The organism is Treponema socranskii subsp. buccale, assembly GCF_024181585.1.
Taxonomy (GTDB): Bacteria; Spirochaetota; Spirochaetia; order Treponematales; family Treponemataceae; genus Treponema_D; species Treponema_D buccale.
Genome location: NZ_CP054258.1, coordinates 1,346,129 through 1,367,884, shown reverse-complemented (window position 1 = coordinate 1,367,884; position 21,756 = coordinate 1,346,129). Strand labels below are relative to the sequence as shown.

At 49.8% G+C, this 21,756-nt stretch carries 20 protein-coding genes, 2 tRNA genes and 1 other RNA gene; 4 read left to right on the top strand and 19 right to left on the bottom strand.

Annotated features, from left to right (window positions below):
• Positions 1–15: 15 nt before the first annotated feature.
• Positions 16–1,359, top strand: coding sequence for an HAD-IIIA family hydrolase (locus tag HRI97_RS06120; protein WP_253727249.1), 1,344 nt, complete (start codon positions 16–18; stop codon positions 1,357–1,359).
• A 348-nt stretch (positions 1,360–1,707) separates the two neighbouring features.
• Here the strand turns inward: HRI97_RS06120 and rodA are convergent, their stop codons facing one another.
• From rodA to HRI97_RS06030, 18 genes are all read right to left on the bottom strand, one after another.
• Positions 1,708–3,021 carry a rod shape-determining protein RodA gene (gene rodA, locus HRI97_RS06115; RefSeq protein WP_253727248.1) on the bottom strand — a complete coding sequence of 438 codons (1,314 nt, stop codon included), beginning with the start codon at positions 3,019–3,021 and terminating at the stop codon, positions 1,708–1,710.
• 4 nt (positions 3,022–3,025) lie between these two features.
• On the bottom strand, positions 3,026–4,906 hold the full coding sequence (gene mrdA / locus HRI97_RS06110) for a penicillin-binding protein 2 (RefSeq protein ID WP_253727247.1): 1,881 nt from the start codon (positions 4,904–4,906) through the stop codon (positions 3,026–3,028).
• Positions 4,903–5,409, bottom strand: a complete 507-nt coding sequence (gene mreD, locus HRI97_RS06105; RefSeq protein WP_180486223.1) for a rod shape-determining protein MreD — start codon at positions 5,407–5,409, stop codon at positions 4,903–4,905. Before mreD ends, mrdA begins: the two co-directional genes overlap by 4 nt.
• Positions 5,406–6,269, bottom strand: a complete 864-nt coding sequence (gene mreC / locus HRI97_RS06100) for a rod shape-determining protein MreC (protein WP_253727246.1) — start codon at positions 6,267–6,269, stop codon at positions 5,406–5,408. The genes mreD and mreC overlap by 4 nt, the downstream gene beginning before the upstream one ends.
• Before the next feature lie 9 nt (positions 6,270–6,278).
• Positions 6,279–7,316 (bottom strand): rod shape-determining protein, encoded by a 1,038-nt coding sequence (locus tag HRI97_RS06095; protein ID WP_253727245.1) that lies wholly within the window; start codon positions 7,314–7,316, stop codon positions 6,279–6,281.
• A gap of 23 nt (positions 7,317–7,339) precedes the next feature.
• On the bottom strand, positions 7,340–8,302 hold the full coding sequence (locus HRI97_RS06090; protein WP_252722090.1) for a tetratricopeptide repeat protein: 963 nt from the start codon (positions 8,300–8,302) through the stop codon (positions 7,340–7,342).
• Positions 8,303–8,332: 30 nt separating this feature from the next.
• An RNA gene (rnpB, locus tag HRI97_RS06085) (RNase P RNA component class A) lies at positions 8,333–8,726 on the bottom strand.
• A gap of 101 nt (positions 8,727–8,827) precedes the next feature.
• Positions 8,828–9,736: a zinc ribbon domain-containing protein gene (locus HRI97_RS06080; protein ID WP_436411272.1), complete on the bottom strand. Its 909-nt coding sequence runs from the start codon at positions 9,734–9,736 to the stop codon at positions 8,828–8,830.
• A gap of 121 nt (positions 9,737–9,857) precedes the next feature.
• Positions 9,858–11,828 (bottom strand): RNA polymerase sigma factor RpoD, encoded by a 1,971-nt coding sequence (gene rpoD, locus HRI97_RS06075; RefSeq protein WP_385971943.1) that lies wholly within the window; start codon positions 11,826–11,828, stop codon positions 9,858–9,860.
• Entirely contained in the window at positions 11,738–13,519 is a 1,782-nt protein-coding gene (dnaG, locus tag HRI97_RS06070; protein ID WP_253727242.1) for a DNA primase, read from the bottom strand. The genes rpoD and dnaG overlap by 91 nt, the downstream gene beginning before the upstream one ends.
• Positions 13,519–14,637, bottom strand: coding sequence for an endolytic transglycosylase MltG (gene mltG / locus HRI97_RS06065; protein WP_253727241.1), 1,119 nt, complete (start codon positions 14,635–14,637; stop codon positions 13,519–13,521). Before mltG ends, dnaG begins: the two co-directional genes overlap by 1 nt.
• Entirely contained in the window at positions 14,634–14,831 is a 198-nt protein-coding gene (locus tag HRI97_RS06060) for a hypothetical protein (protein WP_180486229.1), read from the bottom strand. The genes mltG and HRI97_RS06060 overlap by 4 nt, the downstream gene beginning before the upstream one ends.
• Positions 14,828–15,766 (bottom strand): MBL fold metallo-hydrolase, encoded by a 939-nt coding sequence (locus HRI97_RS06055; protein WP_180486230.1) that lies wholly within the window; start codon positions 15,764–15,766, stop codon positions 14,828–14,830. The genes HRI97_RS06060 and HRI97_RS06055 overlap by 4 nt, the downstream gene beginning before the upstream one ends.
• Positions 15,766–16,218, bottom strand: coding sequence for a YkgJ family cysteine cluster protein (locus HRI97_RS06050; RefSeq protein WP_253727240.1), 453 nt, complete (start codon positions 16,216–16,218; stop codon positions 15,766–15,768). Before HRI97_RS06050 ends, HRI97_RS06055 begins: the two co-directional genes overlap by 1 nt.
• A gap of 169 nt (positions 16,219–16,387) precedes the next feature.
• Positions 16,388–16,469: transfer RNA gene (locus HRI97_RS06045), tRNA-Tyr, on the bottom strand.
• A 4-nt stretch (positions 16,470–16,473) separates the two neighbouring features.
• A tRNA-Thr gene (locus HRI97_RS06040) sits at positions 16,474–16,547 on the bottom strand.
• 40 nt (positions 16,548–16,587) lie between these two features.
• Entirely contained in the window at positions 16,588–16,971 is a 384-nt protein-coding gene (locus HRI97_RS06035; RefSeq protein WP_253727239.1) for a chorismate mutase, read from the bottom strand.
• The gene (locus tag HRI97_RS06030; protein ID WP_253727238.1) at positions 16,968–17,720 is read right to left on the bottom strand and encodes a hypothetical protein; all 753 of its coding nucleotides are present in this window, start codon (positions 17,718–17,720) and stop codon (positions 16,968–16,970) included. Before HRI97_RS06030 ends, HRI97_RS06035 begins: the two co-directional genes overlap by 4 nt.
• 72 nt (positions 17,721–17,792) lie before the next feature.
• On the opposite strand from HRI97_RS06030, the gene HRI97_RS06025 reads away from it, so the two are divergent.
• Positions 17,793–18,158, top strand: coding sequence for a hypothetical protein (locus tag HRI97_RS06025; RefSeq protein WP_180486235.1), 366 nt, complete (start codon positions 17,793–17,795; stop codon positions 18,156–18,158).
• On the opposite strand, the gene HRI97_RS06020 is transcribed toward HRI97_RS06025, so the two are convergent.
• On the bottom strand, positions 18,130–18,942 hold the full coding sequence (locus tag HRI97_RS06020) for a thiamine pyrophosphokinase (protein WP_253727237.1): 813 nt from the start codon (positions 18,940–18,942) through the stop codon (positions 18,130–18,132). The two genes, HRI97_RS06025 and HRI97_RS06020, sit on opposite strands and share 29 nt — an antisense overlap.
• A 2-nt stretch (positions 18,943–18,944) precedes the next feature.
• On the opposite strand from HRI97_RS06020, the gene HRI97_RS06015 reads away from it, so the two are divergent.
• Together HRI97_RS06015 and HRI97_RS06010 are read left to right on the top strand one after the other, a co-directional pair.
• Positions 18,945–20,360, top strand: coding sequence for a CCA tRNA nucleotidyltransferase (locus HRI97_RS06015; protein WP_253727236.1), 1,416 nt, complete (start codon positions 18,945–18,947; stop codon positions 20,358–20,360).
• Entirely contained in the window at positions 20,357–21,508 is a 1,152-nt protein-coding gene (locus tag HRI97_RS06010) for a site-2 protease family protein (RefSeq protein ID WP_253727235.1), read from the top strand. Before HRI97_RS06015 ends, HRI97_RS06010 begins: the two co-directional genes overlap by 4 nt.
• Positions 21,509–21,756 lie beyond the last annotated feature (248 nt).

The following is a 21,756-nucleotide window of genomic DNA, read 5'->3' as shown; positions in this document are numbered from 1 at the left end:
TATTAATTTAACCGTATGAAAACAATTATTATGGCAGGCGGCAAGGGAAGCCGCATTCAAAGCGTCAGAAGCGACGTCCCGAAGCCCATGATCGAAATCTGCGGCAAGCCGATCCTCCGATATCAAATCGAAAACCTGCGCGCGTGCGGTCTCAAGGACATCACGATCGGAGTAGGCTATCTCGGAAACGTCATCAAAGAGTATTTCGGCGACGGGAGCGCGTTCGGCGTCACTATCGATTATTTTACGGAAGATCATCCGCTCGGAACGGCCGGCGCACTTTTTAAAATGCTCGACGGAAAAAATTGCGGCGAAATCGATACGAAAACCGCAATCGACGACGATTTCCTTTTGCTCTGCGGCGATATAATTTTCGACGTCGACTTCAATCGCTTTATCGATTTTCACAAAACGCACAACGCGTGGGCAAGCCTCGCGTCCCATCCGAACGGACATCCCTACGATTCATCGCTTTTGGTTACGGAAATACTGCCGCCCGAAAGTGAAGGCGGGCTTCCCGTGCATACGCACCGCGTCGTCAAATGGCTTGCAAAAGAAGACGAGCGCACGTGGTATCGAAACCTCGTCAACGCGGGCATCGAAATCATTTCGCCAGAACTGCTTCGAAAAACCGCGCGGACTTTCGTACCGCGCCATCACGAAACGCCCGATAAAATCGACCTCGATCGGGACGTTTTAAAACCGAATATCGAAAGCGGAAAAATTTTCGCGTACGAAACGCCCGAATACATCAAAGACATGGGAACGCCCGAGCGCTACTACGAAACGGAAGCCGACATCCGAAGCGGCAAAGTTTCCGCGCGCAATTTACGATCGAAGCAAAAAGCCGTTTTTCTCGACCGCGACGGCACGATAAACAAAGACTGCGGTTTTATCACCGACGCCCGAAACTTCGAACTGCTTCCGGAAGCGGCCGAAGCGATAAAAAAAATCAACGCATCCGGCTACCTTGCAATCATCGTAACGAATCAGCCGGTAATCGCCCGCGGAGAGTGTACCTTCGAAGAACTTGAACGCATTCACAATAAGATGGAAACGGAACTCGGAAAAAAAGGCGCGTTTATAGACGGTTTGTATTTTTGCCCGCATCATCCCGATAAAGGCTTTGCGGGAGAAAACGCCGCATACAAATGCAAATGTGCTTGCCGTAAGCCCGAACCCGGTATGCTCCTGCAGGCGGCAAAAGATTTCAATATCGATATCGGCGCATCGTATATGATCGGCGACAGCGAAAAAGACGTGATTGCGGGCGAAAAGGCCGGCTGTAAAAAAAGTTTTTTAATCGATAAAAACCGCAACGTGCTCGATTGCGTTTCGGAAATAATCAACAAAGAATAATTCGATCGTCGCTCTTGCGGTTTGCGTATTTTGCGTACGGAAAAAAGTGCGCCTGGGTTGTGCATGCGTTACCGCGATAACCGGAATTAAAACCCGCCGGCTTTCTTTGCTTGGCCGCCACGACGCGGACGCGGTGTAAAAATTTACCCGCCTAAATTACATCCCATAATGTATATTCTGTCTACCAAAAGATATGAAAATACCCCCTTAAAACAGGGTGTTTTACCCCGCTTTTTAGGCAATATTTTGAAATGTCGATTGTGTCGAATTCTGTCTACCGGGATAAATGATGCGGCTCTTTTGCCGGGACTTTATTAATTATCCCCGTTTGTTTTACGGGCTTCAAGGCTATGCGTCAAATCCGTATTTGTGGTAATTGATACTCATGAGAAGGCCTACGGCGACCATCGCAGTCAACAGAGACGACCCCCCGTACGACAAAAACAAAAGCGGTATTCCCGTAATCGGCATGATGCCCATAACCATACCGATGTTGACAAAAAAATGAAAAAAGAACATGCCGAGTATACCCGCTGCGATATACAAACCGTAACCCGTCGAGTTTCGCATGATTTTCAGCGTCCGAAAAAAGATAAGGCCGTAGAGCACAAAGACGATAAGCCCGCCTATAAAACCGAGCTCTTCCGACAAAATGCTGAATATAAAGTCCGTACTCTGCTGCGGCAAAAATCGATAGTGACTCTGCGTACCGTGCAAAAACGACCTGCCGAATATGCCGCCCGCACCGATCGCGATCTTCGATTGAATGATGTTCCATCCGCTTCCTCTGGGGTCTACGGACGGATCGAGAAAAACGATGAGGCGGCTGATCTGATATTCTTTGAGCACGTGTCCGGCTCCGTATGAACCGAAAAGCGAAAGCGCAACGATAAAAGCGCCGTATGAAATCCAGTAAAAATACCGCTGTCCGCGCAAATAGCGCCGCACGACGATTCCGATGAGCGCAATCGAAAGAGATGCGGCGATAAGCAAAAGACGCAAGCGTATGTCGGTGAGCGCTCCGATTACAGCAATTTTCCGATGCGCGATGACGTCGTTCCACACCGGAAGCACGGTTAAAAAAATCGTCCCCATCCCGACGGCAAATACGAACAATATGTAGCGAAGCGGAATACCGGCCATAAAACACATGACGAGAAAAACGGGAATGTAGACGCTCGCCGTTCCCAAATCGGGCTGAGCGAGTATCAATAATACGGGAAGAGCGAAAATGGCTGCGGCGATTAAAAAACGCTTTAACGGAACTTCGCCGGCGCTTTCGGAAAGGTATTTTGCGAGAAATAAAATAAAAATGATTTTACCGAATTCGGACGGCTGTATGCCGAAGTGACCGATGCCGATCCAGCTGTTCGCACCGTTGACGTGGCGGCCGAATATGACCGTATACAAAAGCACGGGAGCCAGAGCCGCATATAAAATATAGGCGTAGCGCGTCGTTTTTCGATAATCGTAGAGCGCCGTTATGACGATAAGCACGATGCCGATAGAAGCCCAAACCGTCTGTTTGACGTATTCATTCGTAACGAGAACGCCGTCGGAATTGATCGCGGACGAATAGATGAATGCGATGCCTGCCGCGGTAAGCACGAGGACGCAGACCAAAAGAATATAATCGAATGCATCGATGATTTTAAGTTTCACTGCCCTACTCCTGCCTGTTCCCGTTCGCAAGAAGATAATGAAAGCCGAGCGCATTTACGGCTTCTTCATAAGTTTGATTCGCCAATGTACCCTGTATGATGATGTTCGTCGCATAGGGCGCCCACCATTCCCACTTGTTTACGGCTTCGACAAGGGTCGAAACGACGATTTGATCTTCAACGGGGGCATCGTAAGGTGCGTAGGCGACCATCCACGAATGCCAGCTGTTTTTATACTGGGCGACTTCGGATGTTCCCGTCTTTCCCGCGCTTTGAAAACGCTTATTGCGCATCGGGTACTGGGGAGTGCCGTCGGTGATCGTATAGCGGCAGTCTTCCTGTACGGTTTTCCACACGTCGGCGGGTATATCGGATTTAAATAAAACTTCGGGCTTTACTTCCGTGATGACTTCGTTTGTTACAGGATCGCGCACTTCTTTAAGCAGATGCGGCTTATAGACGACTCCTTCCGTACACACCATCGCCATCATGTCCGCGATTTGGAGAGGTGTGGTGAGGATATAGCCCTGTCCGATAGATGCGGACATCGTATCTCCTCCGAGCCACCGTTCGTGATACTTTCGCTCTTTCCACTGCGCTGTCGGAATAAAGCCGGAAGCTTGGGTCGGCAAATCGATTTCGGCGCTTTTTCCGAGTCCGAACATAGTCGAATACTGTGCGATTTTGTCGATACCGAGGTAATCGCGTCCGATCGTCCAAAAGTAGACGTCGCAGGACTGCGCGAGCGCGTTTTTCAAATCGAGCCAGCCGTGACCGGGTTCGTGGACGTGGCAGTGAAATATACGGTTGCCGTAGAGGAGTTTTCCTTTGCATTCGATTTTTTCAAAAGGCGAAAAAGTTTTTTCCTGCAAAAGAGCCGTCACCATGATGATTTTAAACGTCGAACCGGGCGGATACTGTGCGGCGACGGCTCTGTTTAAAAGCGGCTTTTCCGGACTGTCGCGCAGCTTTACATACTCCTGCGCGTAGTCATCGGAATTGAATATGTTCGGATCGAAATACGGATAGGAAACGAGCGCGAGTATTTCACCCGTCGCGGGTTTTAAAACCACGACCGCCCCTACCCTGTTTCCGAGCGTCTTTTCGGCAAGCGTCTGAATACGCGAATCGATCGTAAGCACGAGATTTTTCCCCGGCTGCGGCGGGCGTACGTCGGCTTTGTCGGAAAGGATTCTTCCGCGAACGTCGACGGTGCGGCTTTCAAGTCCGCTCGTCCCCTGCAAAAGCTGATCGTACTGCCGTTCGATTCCGGTTTTACCGACGACGCTGTTGCGCGTATAGCCTTGGTTGTATAACACGTTGATCTCTTCCTGCGTTATGTCTCCCACGTAGCCGATGATATGGGAAAGAGAGCCGGTTTCGACATAGTTCCGCCTCGGGCGCGACACCCATGAAACGCCGGGCAAATCGATTTTATTTTCTGCAATATTCGAAATCGTTTCAAACGAAACGTTCGAGCGCACGGGAATCGCCGTGTACGATTTTCGAAGATTTTCCGGAATGCGCTTATCGATATCGAATTTCGAAATGCCGAGATACTGCGCAAGGCGCGAAGCGACCGTATCGTAATGTCCTGCCGGTATTTCCGCAGGCGTTATTTCGACGGCAAAAGAATCGGTATTGATGACCATCGGTACGTTCGCATGCCGATCGAATATTTTCCCCCTTTGTGCGGGAATACGGGAAACTTGACTTGAAATCGTGCGCGACTGCGTGCGGTACGTATCGGAGAGAACGACCTGCATCGAAAAGAGCCGATAGATATAGAGCACAAAACAGAGTACGATCGCAATCCGCAAAAAGATAATGCGCTGTGTTTTGGATAAAACGGTTTTTCGCTCTCCCCGTAAAAAGTCTTCGGTCACAGCGCGCTCCTCCTTTCGGTTGAAAGCACTGACCGGAACAGCGACAGAAATTTAAAGACGAGGGGCGCAAGAATCGTGTTGCATGCGAGCTCGAAGAGAAACGGAAGGGATAACACGCGGTAAACTGCGGGTGAAGCCGGAAAAAGAAGCGAAATGAGCCACACGAAAAACGCTTTCAATAAGGTAGCTCCGAACGCGTACAAGGCGGGCATAACGATTCCGTCGGAATTGAAAACGCTTCCGAGCGCACCGAAAACGTATCCTATGAGCGTCCGGTACAGGCTGTGAAAACCCAAGGGAGCGGCTGAAAGAAAATCCAAAAACGCGCCCGAAACGAATCCGTTTATTTCACCCGAAGTTTTGCCGTTTAAAAACGATATGTAGAGCGAACATAAAAGCACGATATCGGGTACGGCCGGAAGAAACGCGATATTCGAAAGGACGGCCGTTTCGATGAGGACGGCGCAAAAAAGTATGAGAGCGGATACGATGTACGACTTCATCGCGTTTCCTCCCTTTCGCTTTTGACATCGACGACGATAACCGTCTCAAGCCTTTCAAAATCGATGAGAGGAGCGACGTCTATTTCGAGAGACGAATCGTATTCGACGACGCGGATTTCGGAAATGGAGCCGATCGGTATGTTGCGCATATAGTTTCCGTTTTCGCCCGATGTCACGATGACGTCTCCGTAATTGAGCGTATCCATAACGCGCTTTTTGATGTATTTGAGCGAAAGCTTCGTATCGTCTCCGAAGCCCGATAAAAGTCCCAAATCGCGCGTATTTTGAATGCGGGCAGAAACCGTACAGTCGATGCTGTAGATCGGCATAATCGAACTCGTAAACCGGCCGACTTCGATGACTTTACCGACGAGGGCGATGTTTCCGTTTTGATATGCTATAACCGGCATGTTTTTGCCGATGCCGTTTACGCTTCCCTTATCTATGGTGAGCGACGCGTAGAGTTTATCCGTATCGCGGGAGATAATCTGCGCGGGATAATTCTTTTGTTCGAGCGATTTGACGAAATCGAGCTGTTCTTTAAGCTGTTCGTTTTCTTTGCGTATTTCCGCGTTCGTCCGCTGCATCTGTTCGTAATTTTGCAATTTGATGACGAGTTCGTCGTAATTGCGTTTGAGTTCGGACAGTTCGCGCATTGCGGCAAATTGCCGTCCGACGGAATTCGTTACGAAAAAAATACCTTTTTCCGCCGAAGAAAAGATCGAAAAGCCGATGCGGCTGAAGTTGACGACAAAACTGCCGGTCGTAAACGCGAGAAAAATACCCGAAACGATGAGGAGCAAAGCGAGTACGAATTCGGGAAACCTGAATCGGAACGACGATTTTACACGGATGTGCATGATGCGCCGCTAGTCGTTGAAGTTCGCGTAAATCGCGCGGTCGACCGACCTGTCTTTAAACAATTCGAAGGCTTCCCCCGATCCGATTGCAACGCACTCGAGCGGATGTTCGACGAGGATGACGGGAACACCCGTCTCTTTCGAGATAAGCTTCGGAAGTCCTTTGAGCATGGAGCCGCCTCCGGTCATAACGATACCGCGGTCTACGATGTCGGCTGCGAGTTCGGGCGGCGTGTGTCCGAGCGTGCTTTTGATCTCTTCGACGATCCGCGTAACGGGATCTTTGAGAGCTTCTCTGACTTCGACGCTGTCGATTTCGAGGCGGCGCGGAAGACCGGTGATCGCGTCCGTTCCGCGCAGTTCCATCTTTTCTATCGTTTTGTCGGGAGTGGCGTTTCCGATTTGAATTTTCAAGCGCTCCGCCATCTGCCGGCCGATGATTAAATTGTGAACGCTTTTGACGTGCTTGACGATCGCTTCGTCGAATTTGTCGCCGCCGACGCGGATCGAGTTCGTAATGACCATATCGCCGAGGGAGATGACGCTCACTTCGGTCGTACCGCCGCCGATGTCGCACACCATGTGACCGGCAGGTTCGAAAATGGGAATCTTCGCGCCGATCGCAGCGGCTCGAGATTCGGCTATCGTTTCGACTTGTTTCGCTCCGGAACGGAGAGCGGCTTCGATGACGGCCCTGCGTTCGACATCGGTGATGCACGAGGGAATTCCGATCCTCATGCGCATCGGGCGGAAAAACTGATGGCGGGGCGTAATCTTCGAGATAAAATATTTGATCATCTTTTCGGTACTGTCGATATCGGCGATAACGCCGTCGGCAAGGGGTCTGATCGCGATGATACTGCTCGGCGTTTTATCGAGCATACTCTTCGCTTCGGCACCGACGGCTCTGACTCTCTTTGTCCCTTTTTCGACGGCGACGACGGACGGTTCGTCTATAACGATGCCCTTGCCGCGTACATAGATCAGCGTATTGCAAGTACCGAGATCGATTCCGATATCGATCGAAAAATTATCAAACAGACCCATTTTATTATGCCTCCCGAAACGATTTAATCCGTAAGTTTTTCCAAAGCTCCGCGGTGATTTACCTGTATGCGGAGCGCAGTACGCCACTCCGATCTGGCTTTTACCATATCGCCCTGTTTTTCATATAATACGCCGAGCTTATAATGCGCGTCGGCGGAGTTTGCATTTTTTTCCAAAACACCCGCAAATTCTTTTGCGGCATCTTCGTATTTTTCTTCGGCAATGTAAATACTACCGAGGAGCATGCGGCTTTTCAAGATCAAATTTTCATCGTCGCATTCTTTTATGACGCGGAAAAGATACTGTTCGGCCGCCGCGTTTTGCCCCGCTTTATAATACTGTTCCGCAATCGAAAAAAGAAGCGTATCGGATTCCCTGACGAGGAGCGCTTCGGTAAACGAAGATATGCTGTCCATCGTCATGCCGAGCGCGGCATAGCTCATACCCAGATATTCGGCTATGTCGTCGGCTTTATAGCCGAGCGTTTTTGCCCGTTCAAGATATTTTACCGCGAGATCGGCGTAATAATACGACGAAACGGTATTTTTATAAAAGTAGGCTCTGCCGAGCATATAGGAAAGCTGCGGTTTGAGCGAGTTTTGCGCATCGAGGAGCGCAAGGCGCAAACTGTTGATCGCTTCGTCGAGATAATTCTGCTCGGCCATTTTATCGAGAGACGATACGCCGAGGTAAAACGCCGCATAACCGTGATACGTGAGCGCAGCGTTATTGAACGGAGTTGTGTTCAAAATACCCTTGCTCGTTTCATATACGCTTTCATAGTCGTATGCCTGCCAGCTCTTACGGAGAGAGCGCATAGCACCTGCAGGCAGGCGCGAAAAGATAAAACGGTAAAACAAAAACACAAGGGCCGCTAAAGAGACACACACGGAAAGCGCAATGAGTGCATTGCGTACGAGATTGCTTTTGCGTTTGAATATGCGCGTTTGTTTGCTGCTGCCGTTCATACCGTTTAATAAAATCACATTACCAACGTCAATTTAAAATTTTATAAAAAAACAGACGGGACGATAAGCCGGGTTCTGGTATCGGTTGTGATCCGACATAACCATCTGTCTCGAACGCAGATTACCCTGCGCCTCAAGCAACCTACCCGCAGTTACGGTCCGGAAAACCCGCTGCCGCTCGGTTTTGCTCCGAATGAGGTTTGCACTGCCGCACCCGTTACCGGGTGCGCGGGGGTCTCTTACACCGCCTTTTCACCCTTACCCGCCATGGAAGACGGGCGGTATATTTTCTGCTGCACTGTCTGTCGAATGCGGGCTTTGCATTTCTGCAGTTTCCGCATCCGCCCGGTGATTACCCGGCATTTTTTCCGGCGGAGCCCGGACTTTGCCTCACGGGTTTTCTCTTTCATCAGAAAAAATCCGCGCGGTTATATCCCGTCTGTTATTACCGATTTTTATGCGCGGCGCTTTTCGCATAACCCTGCATACCCGTATCTCAAAAAACATATATGCAGCGGAAACATCAGCGCCGTCAGAAAACGCTTATGACTGATCGTCCTCATCTTCGTCGCCGCCTTCATCTTCATCGTCTTCGCTTTCGTCTTCTTCATCAAAGATTTCGTCATCGGCAGCGGCTTCTTTTTCTTCGATTTCCTCGTCTTCGTCCTCTTCGAAATCTTCGTCGTCGAGATTTGCAAGACTTTCCGTATCGTCAAGTTTGAAAAAGCTTTCCTGTTGTTCGGCTTCGTTCGATTCTTCGTAGTAAAGAATGCGGCTGCAATACGGACAAAATAAAATATCTTCGTTTTTGCGCACTTCGTTTGCGAACTGCGCCGGAAGGATCATACGGCAGCCCTGACAGACACCGTTTTTAACCGCAACGATGCCCTGCGTATTGCGCTGAATGATGCGCTGAAATTTAAATAATATTTCCTGATCGAGGTCGGGCGTAATTTTATTTTCTTTTTTTTGCAAGCTCGCAAGTTCGCTTTTGTAGGAATTGAGCTCTTTATCCAAAGACGTACGACCGGCGTTGAGGTCGGCTTCCTGCGATTTGATCATCGCTTCAACCTGCTTTAAGTTGTCGTTCAAATCGGCGAGCATCTTTTCTTCTTTTTGCAGATCTTTTCGGATGTCCTGTTCTTTGAGCGACGCTTCGGATATCTGACGGTCGAGCGCTTCGTATTCGCGGTGCGTCGTGATGTTGTCCATACCCTTTTCGCCCGATTCGCGCGATTTGACCGCTTCGTCGAGTTCGTTTTGCAATCGAGCGACTTTCGCTCGCGCTTCTTCGTAGTCGGTGTTTTTACCGATGAATTCTTTTTTCATGCGCTCAAGGAGTTCTTCCTGAGACGAAAGCTGTTTGGGCGCTTCGTTTATCTTTTTTTCGAGATCGTATTTGTGTACGAGTATTTCCTGCAGATCTTTTAATTTGTCGAAAACCTTTGTCATCACCATGTCGATTTTATCCTTCCAGATGCATAAATCTAAGGAAGACCTCTGAAAATTATAATCTTTTAGAGGTCAGTAACAGCCTATCTTATAATAAAAAAAACGTTGTGTCTACAATGACCTATTGCTGAGCCGGATCGATGTAGTCGCGAAGACCGTTTGCCCTCCGCGGATGGCGGAGACGCCGGAGCGCTTTCGCTTCGATTTGCCGAATTCTCTCTCTCGTAACGTTGAAGTACAAGCCGACTTCTTCAAGCGTCAGCGAATAGCCGTCGTCGAGTCCGAAACGCATTTTGAGCACTTCCTGTTCCCTCGGAGGCAGCGTGTCGAGTACCGAGCGGATCTGTTCGCGAAGCAGCGTGTCCGCCGTTTGAGAGGCGGGATTTTCGACTTCTTTGTCTTCGATGAAATCTCCGAGCAGCGAATCCTCTTCTTCGCCGATCGGCGTTTCAAGCGAAATCGGCTCGCGCGCGACGTTTTTCACCTGCTTGACGCGGGTTACCGGCCAGCCGAGCTGCTGCGCGATTTCATCGTCGCTCGGCTCGCGTCCGAGCTTTTGCATGAGCTGGCGCGATTCGCGCACGACTTTATTGATCTGCTCGATCATGTGTACGGGAACTCGGATCGTGCGCGCCTGATCGGAAATAGATCGCGTGATCGCCTGCCTGATCCACCACGTCGCGTACGTCGAAAATTTAAAGCCTTTGCGGTATTCGAATTTTTCGACCGCTTTGATGAGGCCGATATTTCCTTCCTGTACCAAATCGAAAAACTGCAAACCGCGGTTCGTATATTTTTTTGCGATCGAAACGACGAGGCGCAGGTTCGCATTGATGAGCTTGTTTTTTGCCTGCTCCATCATTGCAGAACCGCGTTCGATCTCTTTACCCATACTCAAAATTTCGTCGATGCTGTTTTCGAATTCGTATTCGAGGCGGTAGAGCTTTCTGTCGATCTTTTGAATCTGCGTGTAGATGTCGCGGATATCGTCGGTCGTCATATTGAGCTCTCTTTCGAGCTTTGCCGATTCGGAACGCACCGCGATTCGCCGGCCGAGACTGCGGAGGTCGGCTATGTTGACGACGCGCAGCTCTTTCATTTTTCTTTCCTGCTTTTGATGATAGTCTGCGATTTTCCGCATCGCATCCCTGAACTTCATCGTAAATTTATCGAGCTCTTCGGACTGTATGTCGATTCGCTGGAGCTGCGGCTGAATTTTTTTGCGAAGCGAAACGAGCTGCGGCGTATCGAATATGCGTACGGTTTGATCCGTTTCGAAAAGCTGTTTTTTGATCGTCATGTACTGCTTGATTTCGGGCAGCACGGGTTTGATGTATTCGCTGTAACAGCTTTTGAGCCGCCGCTTTTCCGCCATCTCTTCGTTTATCTCTTTTCGCGGACGGCCGGGTTCGTGGATGTCGATCCTCGTAAACGCTTTTTGAGCGACGATGAAAAATTCGGGGATCATGATGCCCGAATTTTTTATGACGTCTTTGATGATGTTTTTGCCGTTTTCCATTTTTTTCGACAGGATGACTTCCTGTTCGGCGGTGAGTAAATTTTCTTTACCGATCTCACGCAGATAAAGGCGGATCGGATCGTCGATGCTCGCATCTTTATCGCTGTTGACGAGTCGGCTTTTGACGAGGTCGACGGCTTTTGCGACTTCGGCCGCTTCGCTCGAAACGCCGTCGGCTATGTCGTCATCCGCGATATCGTCGTCCTCTGCAGCTTCTTCATCTTCTTCCGGTTCGTCGCCGTCTTCTTCGACGAGCAAATCGTCGGTTTCGACGATCTGCAGATTTTCGCTTGAAAAAAGGCGAAGCACGTTTTCCATTTTCGGAGAATTGACGAAATCCTGCCCCAGCATATCGGTCACTTCGTCCCACGTGACGACGGACTTTTCTTTTGCGTATTCGAAAAGTTTTTGTACGTTGGGATCTTTTTCCTGCTCGTTCTGCTCTTTTTGTTGATCCATATTTTTTTTCGGTACCTGTTTTGTCACTGTTTTAATTCGCTGTCGAGCTTCATTTTTTCCGCAAGAAGCGATTCGAGCTGATCGCGATCGCTTTCCGTCGCGGGATTGAATAATCGGATTCTGCTCATGAGCGCGCTCCGTTTACGTTCGAGCGCGTTCCGCTTGATAAGCTTTATGCCGTCGTTTACGATGCGGCCTCCGTTTTGGGAAAACTCACCCGACGATATGACACGCGTAATCATCCGGCCGAGTTCTTCATCATCGCATCGATTCAGTATGCCGCTTATCGATACGGCTTTTTCTCTGAAACAATCTTCCAAGATAATAAATAATTTTTTTGCGAGAGGGTCTTCAAAATCGTCAACGGCGATTTCCGCGCGCATGACCGTATACAGGTCGAGTTCGGCGATGACGGCGAGAACGGTTCGCAATTCGGCGTTGAGGGAGATATCCGAATTCTGTCTGCCTGTCGGTGATTGCTGCCGGTTTTTTAAGCGGTCGCGGGCTTGTTCGCGATTTTCAAAATCTCTCTTCACAGCCTCCGGCTTTAGATTGAATGCCTGGCACAGCTGCTCAAGGCATGACTCTTTTTGAATATCGGAGCGGAGCGCGTCGACATACCGAAAAAACTCGAGCGATGCCTTTGTTTTGCCTTCAGGGGTATCGACGGCAAAATCGCTGCGCAATTTGGATAAAAGAAAGTCACTGTCCAATATAGCATTGTTTACGTCATTTGTCAAGGTTTCAGCCCCGTAAGCCGCCATGATCTCCGCAGGGTCTTTACCTTCCGAAAGTTTGATAATCTTTACCGTAAAGTCGAACGAGCGGCACATGATGATCGCGCGCACGGTCGCCGCCTCGCCCGCTTTGTCCGAATCGAAAGAAAGCAGTATCGTGTCCGCAAAACCGCGCACCATGCGAAGCTGCTCTTCCGTGAGCGCCGTTCCGAGCGGCGCTACCGCGTAGGAAATGCCGCACTGGTGATAGGCGATACAGTCCATATAGCCTTCGCAAAAGATCACTTTTTTTTCTTCGCGGATTTTATTTTTGGCAAAATTGAACGCGTAAAGCGTTTCGCCTTTTTTGTACTGTATCAAATCGCCCGAATTCAAATACTTAGGTCCGTCTCCGTGCAATAGACGGCCGCCGAACGCGCAGCACTGCCCTCTTCTGTTGAAAATCGGAAACATGAGGCGATCGGAAAAAAACGCCGTGTCGGGATAGTTTTTGCTGAACAGCCCCGAACCCGCAAGGAATTCGTCGCTGAAATTTTTTCCGCGCAAAAATTTTTTGAGCCAGCTTCTGTCGGCGGGTGCATAGCCGAGTTTGAACGCCGCTATCGTTTCGGCTGTGATACCGCGGCCGGTGATATACGAAAGCGCGTCTTTTCCTCCGGGCGTTTCAGTGAGCAGGTAGTGAAAGAGAGTTGCCGTACGCTCGTAGAGATCGATATAGAGATCTTTTATGCCCTCTTCTTTCGGCCTTTCGGGTATGTCGCCTCCCGAATACGTCACTTCGATTCCCGCGCGTTTGGCAAGGGAGCGCACGGCGTCGGCGTAGGAAATCTTTTCAGTCTCCGTGACGAATTTGATGACGTCACCGCTTGCATGGCAGCCGAAGCAGTAATAAAATTTTTTATCGCCGTCGACATGAAAGGACGCGGTTTTTTCGTTGTGAAACGGACAGCAGCCCCACCAATCGTTGCCGCTCCGCTTCGTCAATTTCGTGTATTCTCCGACAATCGAAACGATATCGGACGTATTGTGGACGGCTTCGATCGTATCCTGCGATATGAGAGACGCCATCAGCTTTCCGCCGCCTTCTTTGTCTTATAGCGCACGCCTTCCTGTATGTGTTCGTCGAAATGTTCCGAAAACGCGTGCCTGCCCGTTTTTTCGTCTTTGAGGCGGAAATAATAATAATTCGTCTTAGGCGCATTCGCCGCCGCATTCAACGCGATCATGCCCGGATTCGAAATCGGAGTCGGCGGAAGCCCCGCCCATTTATACGTATTGTAGGGGTTGTCGATTTTCAAATCGTCGTACGTGATGACGTCGGGATGCGCTTTGCCCTGTATTTCGGTGATGATGTATTCGATCGTCGCGCACGAATACAAGCCGATATTTTTTGCGATGCGGTTTTTAAACACGCTTGCAATGAGCGGCGCTTCGTCCGCGACACGGTATTCCCGCTCGACGATGGACGCGAGAACGAGCGTCGTCCGGAGCTCGTCGGGCGAAAGGGATGCGAGAGAAGGATCGGCTCGTATGTGTTCGAAAAAATTTTCGACCATCATATCGGCGACCGACGAAGAGGCCATGTCATGCGTAAAAAAATAGGTATCGGGAAAAAGATAGCCTTCGAGCGTCGATGAGCGGATATCGTATTTTTTTATGAGTTCGCCGTCTGCCGCTGCGGCTTTAAAATCCGCGGCGGAACAGATACCCGCCCTTTCGAGGCGCTCGGCAATCTTCGAAATCGTCAATCCTTCAGGGAATACTGTGCGCACGTATTCTCTCTTTCCCGACGATGCGAGGGTGAATATGTCGGCGACGCTCATATCGCTTGAAATGCGGTACACGCCGCTTTCGAGCTTGAGCTTTGCGCCGCCTGCAAGAATACGGAACAAGAAATAACGTGCGGCAAGGTAAAACGCATTTTCGTTTTTGATGAGTTTTTTTTCTTTGAGCGTACGGGCAAATCTTTTTACCGTCATCCCTTCCGGAACTTCGATACGTTCGGTTATCGCCGCATCCGCGCTCGATACCGGCCGCGTTTCGTATATAAAAAAAAGAGAAGCGATAATCGCTGAAAGCGCGAGTGCGGAAAGAGATGCGTACAAAACGCGCTTCCCCTTTGTGCCGAATACTCTTATACCGCGCGGATCGTGCTCCGCCGTTCCGCTTGATTTTTTTTGTCTCATGAATAAAACCGCTCCGCATCTCCGATCGAAATGGAATTATACACCGCTTTTTCCACGGCGTGCGCAAATTTTTCAAGACCCGCAGGAACGCTTTCTTCGTGGTCGCGGAAAAAATGCGCGATAAGCGCCGTTTCGTTCGGTGAAAAATCGTATGAAAACGAAAGAGAAGCGGGTTTCGTTACATCATCCGTCATAGATTTATCTCCGCGCCTTCCGTCGCGAGGTAGACTTGCATATTCGCATGCTCGACGTACTGCGCGTACCACCTGGCCGCATGCAAAATCGAATGAAGTTTTTTATCGTCGTACGTCGGTTCGTGATGAAAGAGGTACACCGCTTTGATGTTCCAGTGAACGGCAAAATCGATCGCATAGCAAAACGCGGAATGTCCCCAGTTTTCTTTTTGATAGGCTTCGGCAACCGTGTACTGAGAATCGAGCACGATGACGTCGGCATCCTGAAACACTTTTATGCGTGCGCTCGTTTTTTCGAAATCTTTTTGCGAAAGTTCGACATCAGTCGCGTACACGAATTTCTTTCCGTTTTCACTTATCGCATAGGAATACGAATTCCCCGGGTGCGACATCTTGCAGCAGCATACGGGAACTCCTCCGACGCTGAACGGTTCACCCGCTTTTACCGTATGGAAGGTGATCCGCTTTGCGCATACGTCAAAGGGCGCCGGAAAATACGGACGTGACATTTGAGAAGTGAGGATGCGGGGAGCCGCGGGAAACGTCGAATAGATATCGATTTTAACCGAAGGGTCGTAGATCGCGTCGAAAAACGGAAAGCCCTGCAGATGATCCCAGTGGAAATGCGATAAAAGCAGATTGTAGTGATTGTCGGCGGGCTTTACGCCGTTTTTGCCGAGCACGCGCAAACCCGAACCCGCGTCGAACACGATTTCCGTACCGTTTGCACTTTTTATTTCGACACAGGGCGTATTGCCGCCCGTCGTACCGTACAGCCACTCGGGAAGAGAAGCGATAAAGCGTTCACGGGCGTCTTCCGACGCGATGTCTTTTTGCGTAATGCGCTGGACGACCGCCGTGATTTTCGCTTGGATCTGACGGGGCGTAAGAGGCGTCGGAATGGAACCCCTCACTCCCCAAAAGCATACTTTCATCAGTGCTCCCCTCCGCGCTTAAACTTGAGCGGCTCGTTGTTTTCGTACGCCGTGCGCGCGGCCGTTATTTCATCCTTTGTCCAAAGCTTTCCGCGGTTTATGCCGGGACATGACTTACTTTCCTTTTCCCACGATTCTTTGTCCGTCAAAAATCCCGTCCAAAACGGATAGGTTCTGCACTGCACGGGACGAGAGCCGTAAGCGGTACAGCCGTCTTTCCACAAAATGCAGTCGTAATTTTCCGTATCTTTTAAGCACAAAAGGTACTCGTCGTCATACTGAGGAACAAGACGACAATAGGTTTTAATAAACTGATCTTCGGACAGATTAAACCATCGGCACAGATCCGTCAAATCGCTTTGCGACAAAAAGACAAAGCCCGGTTCGATTCTGCAACAGCGGGAACATCGGTTGCACTCAAAATAAAGACCGTCGTCAAAAAAAGCCGGCATAGGTATCAGTATAAAGAAAAAGGGGCTGTCTCAAAAGTCGGTTACTTTCTCGACAGCCTGTCGAGTTTAAAATTAAGTCTTTATATTATAATGACTTAATTTTAAACGTCGCACATAAAATCAAGGAAGCTGTCCAAAAACTTCAGTTTTTGGACAGCCCCTTTCGCAATGGGGAGTGAAGGATTCGAACCTACGAAGGCATAGCCAGCAGATTTACAGTCTGTCCCATTTGACCACTCTGGAAACTCCCCAAAAAGCCGACTCAGGGATTCGAACCCTGGACCTCGAGATTACAAATCACGCGCTGCTACCAGCTGAGCTAAATCGGCGCTGCAGGTCGGCACATACTATATAATAATATAAATCTCGTCAAGTAGTTTTTTTTGAAAAATCGGGGCGCAGCGTTTCCGCTCCGTTTATGTATACGTGGCGCACGGAGGCGCCCTCGTCCATGTATGCGGTGACGAGTACGCGGATCATACCTTTCGCCATGCCGCGGACAGAAGCTTCTTGACTGCAAAAAAGCGCGCAGGCGGAAACGTCGATTTCGTTTTGTCCGCATCTGAGCGCGGAAGCGGGATTTTTTGCGTTCAGATCTTCGGTCATTGTAAACTGTATCGATACGATGTCTTCCGGAGCGATATTGTTAAGTTTAAAAAGCGATGTGCACATATCGCACACCCCTTTCGTAATCGATTCGGCCGTATTTTCCGCGCCCGTCGCTCCGCGTAAACCGTAGAGACGTTTTGTCATCGGCCGCTCTTTTCGGTACCGGAAAAACTTCCCTGCAGTTCGGGATAGGTTTTTAAAAGTTCGTTTACGTCCCTATTCCGCGCTTCCGTACGCACTTGCTGTATGTGCTGCGCTTCGATATACGCGTCGCGCGCGCTGTTATACAATGTACGGTCGGGCAGCTTCGACGAAAGAACGGCAAAGTTGTCGAAGACGATGTTCGGATAATCGACCGATGCGCGAAGTCCTTCGAGGATCTCTTCCGACGTAACGGTTTCCGGCTGGAAGTCGGTGCTGTCGGACGACTTTATTAAAATATACGCCGCGGCTTTTCCCGCGAGAGCGGTGCACGAAGAATCGAGATATGCGTCGAGGCTTTCCGCATCGGTGACGATACCGTTTTTTACGAGGGCGATGATGTTTTCAGGCGTAACGCGCGCCGTACAGATAAAATCGAATCGATATGAAAAATCGGGAGCCGATTGAAAAGCGGTGCTGTACACATCAGCCGACGGAAGCGAGCCCGATACGGTTTTCGTCACCGAGCGCGGCTTTAAGCTGAATACGCGGAGCACCGCGTTCGTCGGAAGCAGACATTCCCAATGCCATGAAAATTTGCCCGGCATAACAGGCTCGCTGTTGACGCCGCTCGTTTTCGATATGAGCACGCCGCATTCGCCCGCGCCGACTTTGAACTGCGTCCATCCGAAATAAAACACGACGCCCGCCAAAACAAGTAAAATAAAAAATATCGCGATAACCTTTTTCATACTTCCTCTACGTACGTATTTTCTGTATACTCAAAATTATAATCTTTTTTGCGATAACTGCAAGGTGGGGCGATGAGCGGCGAAAACATTGAAAAGGACGATTCAAAACCCGTTTTATACCGGCTCGTGGCGCGTACGGTTTTATTTTTCGTACTTTTTTTATTTTCTCTCCTCGTTTTTTACGCTATCGGAAATTATCAAAATTTTCTCGATGAAAACCAATATCTTATTTTAACCGCGGCTTCTCTCGCAGCTATCATGCTCTTCGTTTTTTCATTTGCGGGTTTCGTCGTCTCCCTCGTCTATGCGCTCAAAAAAAATACCGCTCGCCGCGCGCTCTACATCGTGTCGGCCGCACTTATGCTTTTTACGGCGGCTTTCGGTTTTGTGTGCATGTTCGCATCCCGCCTCATCGATTTTCTTGCGGACGGAATGTAACCCGTGCGGACAAGGGCAGGATGAGCAAAAAATCCGTTTCGCATGCGCTGAACGTCACGGGCTTTCGAGCCGTAAAATAATTTTCCGAAATGCGGTTGCTGATGCTCGGCATACCCTCTCTTCGAAAGTTTTCCCAAAAAAGGCCGTGCGATACGAGCTTTCCTCCGGTGCGGGAAGAAGCCGTGCGGGCAACGGAAACGATGTCATTTCGTTTTAAATCGGAGATGTCGCAAGCAGTTCCGCTTTTTAAAAGATAGACGGCTTCGTTCGAAAGAAGCCACACGTCGGCATGCTGCGGAGTACAAAACGAATCGCAGATCGCCAAAAGGTGATCGAGCCTGCCGCCCCCGCCTCCGATGAGCGTGATAAACGGAATTGCATTTTGTAAAGAAGCTTCACGGAACGCCGCATCCAAAGCGAGTTCCGTATCGGTAAAATCTTTGTCGCAGGGAAAGCGCTCGATGCGCACCGCTCCCCGTTTTTCTCCGAACTGCGGACTTTCATCATCGCTCCGCCCGTACACATCGATGAGCTTTATATCGGAAATGCTGTCGAAGTCCCCGACGATGAGATCGGGCGTCAAATCGATGGATGCCGCTTCCCCGTTTTTGAACGCGTCCGCATAACGCTTGAGCGTATCGAGTCCCGAATCCGCAGCGATGACTATGTCGGGCGCATGGAAAGTAAAGTACGATTCGACCGCTTCAGGCTCCGGGGCATCGCCTCCGGTAAAGATCGTGCAGCGTATAGACTTTTTCCGCTCGGAAAACTTATAATCGCTCATACATGTATAGTAGCGCAAAGAACATAAAAATTCCTCCCGTCCTCAAAAAAATGCACGAGATTTTTTCCCGCAGCGGTTTCCGCTCCTACCTCGTCGGAGGAGCCGTACGCGATATACTCATGGGACTTCCGCCGCACGATTACGACGTTGCAACCGATGCAAAGCCCGAAGACGTCATGCGTCTCTTTCATCGCGTCATTCCGACGGGGATCGCGCACGGAACGGTAACCGTGCACCTCATGGGGTACCACATCGAAACGACGACTTTCCGCACCGAATCGAGCTATTCGGACGGACGGCATCCCGACAGCGTTGCCTATGCGGCGTCGATCGAAGACGACCTTTCGCGGCGGGACTTTACGATGAATGCGATCGCCGTCGACCTCGCCGACGGAAAACTCGTCGACCCCTTTTCCGGCAGAGCCGACATCAAAGAAAAACTCATCCGTGCGGTCGGAAATCCGCACGAACGCTTCGGAGAAGACGGTCTCCGCCCCGTTCGAGCGATCAGATTCGCCGCGCAATTGCAATTCCGTATAGAAAAGTATACATATTCAGACATTTTCGAGGGCGAAACGCTCGCCGTCGTTCAAAAAATTTCGATTGAGCGCTTTCGCGACGAATTCATTAAAATGCTGGCTTCCGATGAACCCTCGGTCGCGCTGAAAATGCTCGAAAAAACGGGTATACTCGCCCTCTTTATCCCCGAACTCCTCGAAGGGCGCGGCTGTCTCCAGTCCGACTCTCGGGGCTTTCACGACTTCGACGTGCTCGATCACCTCTTTTACGCCTGCGACGGCGCACCGAAAGACAATCTCACCGTGCGTCTTGCAGCCCTCTTTCACGATATCGGAAAGCCGAAAACCAAGCGGGTACTCACTGAAAACGGCATCGAAATGATAACGTTTTACAACCACGAGCGGATAAGCGCCGAAATGACGAAAAAAATCCTCACGCGCCTTCGCTTTCCGGCAAAAACCGTCGCTTCGGTTTCGCATCTCGTAGCCGAATACATGTTCCATTACGAAAGCGCATGGAGCGATGCCGCCGTCCGCCGCTTTATCGTGCGCACTGGAACGGAGTGTATCGACGACCTCTTCGATTTGCGCCTTGCCGATATCTACGGCATGAAGCGGGAACCCGTGCGAATGCACGACAGCGCTGTCGGAAAAAATATCGTCGAATTGAAAAAGCGGATCGAAGCCGTACAAAAAGAAAATTCGGCGCTTTCGCTCAAGGATTTGGCGGTAAGCGGAGACGATCTTGCAGACGCCGGAATACCTCGGGGAAAAGAGATGGGGCGCGTGCTCAAAGAACTTTTCGACACCGTACTCGACGATCCGAAAGAAAACACAAAAGAGAAGCTTTTGGCGATCGCACGGAATATATACCGAAAAGATGAAAAGGATGTAAAATGAAAAAGCGCCGCAGATTTCCGAAACTGTTTTTTATAACGTATATCGCTTTTTGTCTCGGCATCATTTTGTTTGCATCGATACATAAATTCGGATTTTCCCTTTCCGCGTTTTTTACGACAGTAGCGACGATCGTTTTACTGGGCACTGCGTATTGCCTGTCGATTGCCTCTGCGGTAATCGTTCACGAATTCGGGCATTTGATTTTCGGTCTTTTGACGGGGTATACATTCGCTGCAATCGGTTTCGGACACCATCTTTTTTTGATGCGGGACGGACGCCTGCGGCGCTTTGTCTATAAACTTCCCGGAGCGCTCGGCTTTTGCGCTATGGAAGTGCCCGATATGAAAGACGGCAGCTTCCCTTTTAGACTCTATCTTTTAGGCGGCACTTTCGGCAACGCATTTTTCGCGCTTGTCTGCATTTTCGCCTTTGCATTCGGCATCGGAAGCGGAGTATTGTTTTTCCCTCACGCATTTTTGTTTCCCGCTTTTGTCAATGCGTATATTGCGATCGTTTCGATTTTGCCGATAAAGACAAAATTGCTCAATACCGACGGAAAGCAATTATTCGATCTATTAAAACATAAAAATATACGGAAATCGTTTTGGGCCTGCGAAAAAATAAGCGCGGCGCAGTACCGCGGCGTAAAATTCGAAGACATCCCTTCCGAATGGTTTAATGAAACCGACGATACGCAGAGTGTCTATGCCGCATCGATACGCACGGTGCGCCTCCTTGCACGGGCAGAAACAGGGAGCGAGCCGAAAGAAGTGTGCGCGCTTATCGAAAACGAGCTTTCGGAAAACCACGCTCTTTCAGGTACAGCCAAAGGCTTATTGACTTGTATGCGCATCTATTACGAGTCTACAGGCGAACGAGACGACGGCACATTGAAAAAATTAATAACGCAAACGCAAATCGATTTTATGAAACGAATGAAAAATGTGCCGTCGGTCATACAGACCGAATACGCGTATGCGCTCCTCGTAGAAAAAGACGTTCGCGAAGCTTCCCGTATAAAGGCCCGCTTGGAAAAGATTTCGAAAAAATATCCTTTCCCTGCTGAAATCGATACGGCAAAAAAACTGATTGCCCGTGCGGATGAAATCTCGAAGCGCGAAAGCCCGAATGAAAACGGGAATATGTGACGGACGTCTGGAGATTTTTTCAAATATCGTTTATCATTCGAAACGAATTCGAAAAGACTGTATAAGAGAACAGGGATTGCGCATGAGAAATGTATACACAGAAAAGAGGCGTATAATTACATAAAAAAGGCGGAACACGAGGCAGCGGCAATGCCGCCGAGCCGCTCTGGCCGATGGCAAGCGAACTTTTTTGCAAAAAAAGTTCGCGCAGTCCGATTCCAATTACGGTCAGCCGCGGTGAACGGCAG

Excerpts from the sequence above, each read along its gene's own strand:
- HRI97_RS06120 (WP_253727249.1), top strand. The coding sequence starts at position 16 with ATGAAAACAATTATTATGGCAGGCGGCAAGGGAAGCCGCATTCAAAGC.
- mreD (WP_180486223.1), bottom strand. The coding sequence starts at position 5,409 with ATGAAGTCGTACATCGTATCCGCTCTCATACTTTTTTGCGCCGTCCTC.
- mreC (WP_253727246.1), bottom strand. The coding sequence starts at position 6,269 with ATGCACATCCGTGTAAAATCGTCGTTCCGATTCAGGTTTCCCGAATTC.
- HRI97_RS06095 (WP_253727245.1), bottom strand. The coding sequence starts at position 7,316 with ATGGGTCTGTTTGATAATTTTTCGATCGATATCGGAATCGATCTCGGT.
- HRI97_RS06080 (WP_436411272.1), bottom strand. The coding sequence starts at position 9,736 with ATGACAAAGGTTTTCGACAAATTAAAAGATCTGCAGGAAATACTCGTA.
- dnaG (WP_253727242.1), bottom strand. The coding sequence starts at position 13,519 with ATGGCGTCTCTCATATCGCAGGATACGATCGAAGCCGTCCACAATACG.
- mltG (WP_253727241.1), bottom strand. The coding sequence starts at position 14,637 with ATGAGACAAAAAAAATCAAGCGGAACGGCGGAGCACGATCCGCGCGGT.
- HRI97_RS06060 (WP_180486229.1), bottom strand. The coding sequence starts at position 14,831 with ATGACGGATGATGTAACGAAACCCGCTTCTCTTTCGTTTTCATACGAT.
- HRI97_RS06055 (WP_180486230.1), bottom strand. The coding sequence starts at position 15,766 with ATGAAAGTATGCTTTTGGGGAGTGAGGGGTTCCATTCCGACGCCTCTT.
- HRI97_RS06050 (WP_253727240.1), bottom strand. The coding sequence starts at position 16,218 with ATGCCGGCTTTTTTTGACGACGGTCTTTATTTTGAGTGCAACCGATGT.
- HRI97_RS06035 (WP_253727239.1), bottom strand. The coding sequence starts at position 16,971 with ATGACAAAACGTCTCTACGGTTTACGCGGAGCGACGGGCGCGGAAAAT.
- HRI97_RS06030 (WP_253727238.1), bottom strand. The coding sequence starts at position 17,720 with ATGAAAAAGGTTATCGCGATATTTTTTATTTTACTTGTTTTGGCGGGC.
- HRI97_RS06025 (WP_180486235.1), top strand. The coding sequence starts at position 17,793 with ATGAGCGGCGAAAACATTGAAAAGGACGATTCAAAACCCGTTTTATAC.
- HRI97_RS06020 (WP_253727237.1), bottom strand. The coding sequence starts at position 18,942 with ATGAGCGATTATAAGTTTTCCGAGCGGAAAAAGTCTATACGCTGCACG.
- HRI97_RS06015 (WP_253727236.1), top strand. The coding sequence starts at position 18,945 with ATGTATAGTAGCGCAAAGAACATAAAAATTCCTCCCGTCCTCAAAAAA.
- HRI97_RS06010 (WP_253727235.1), top strand. The coding sequence starts at position 20,357 with ATGAAAAAGCGCCGCAGATTTCCGAAACTGTTTTTTATAACGTATATC.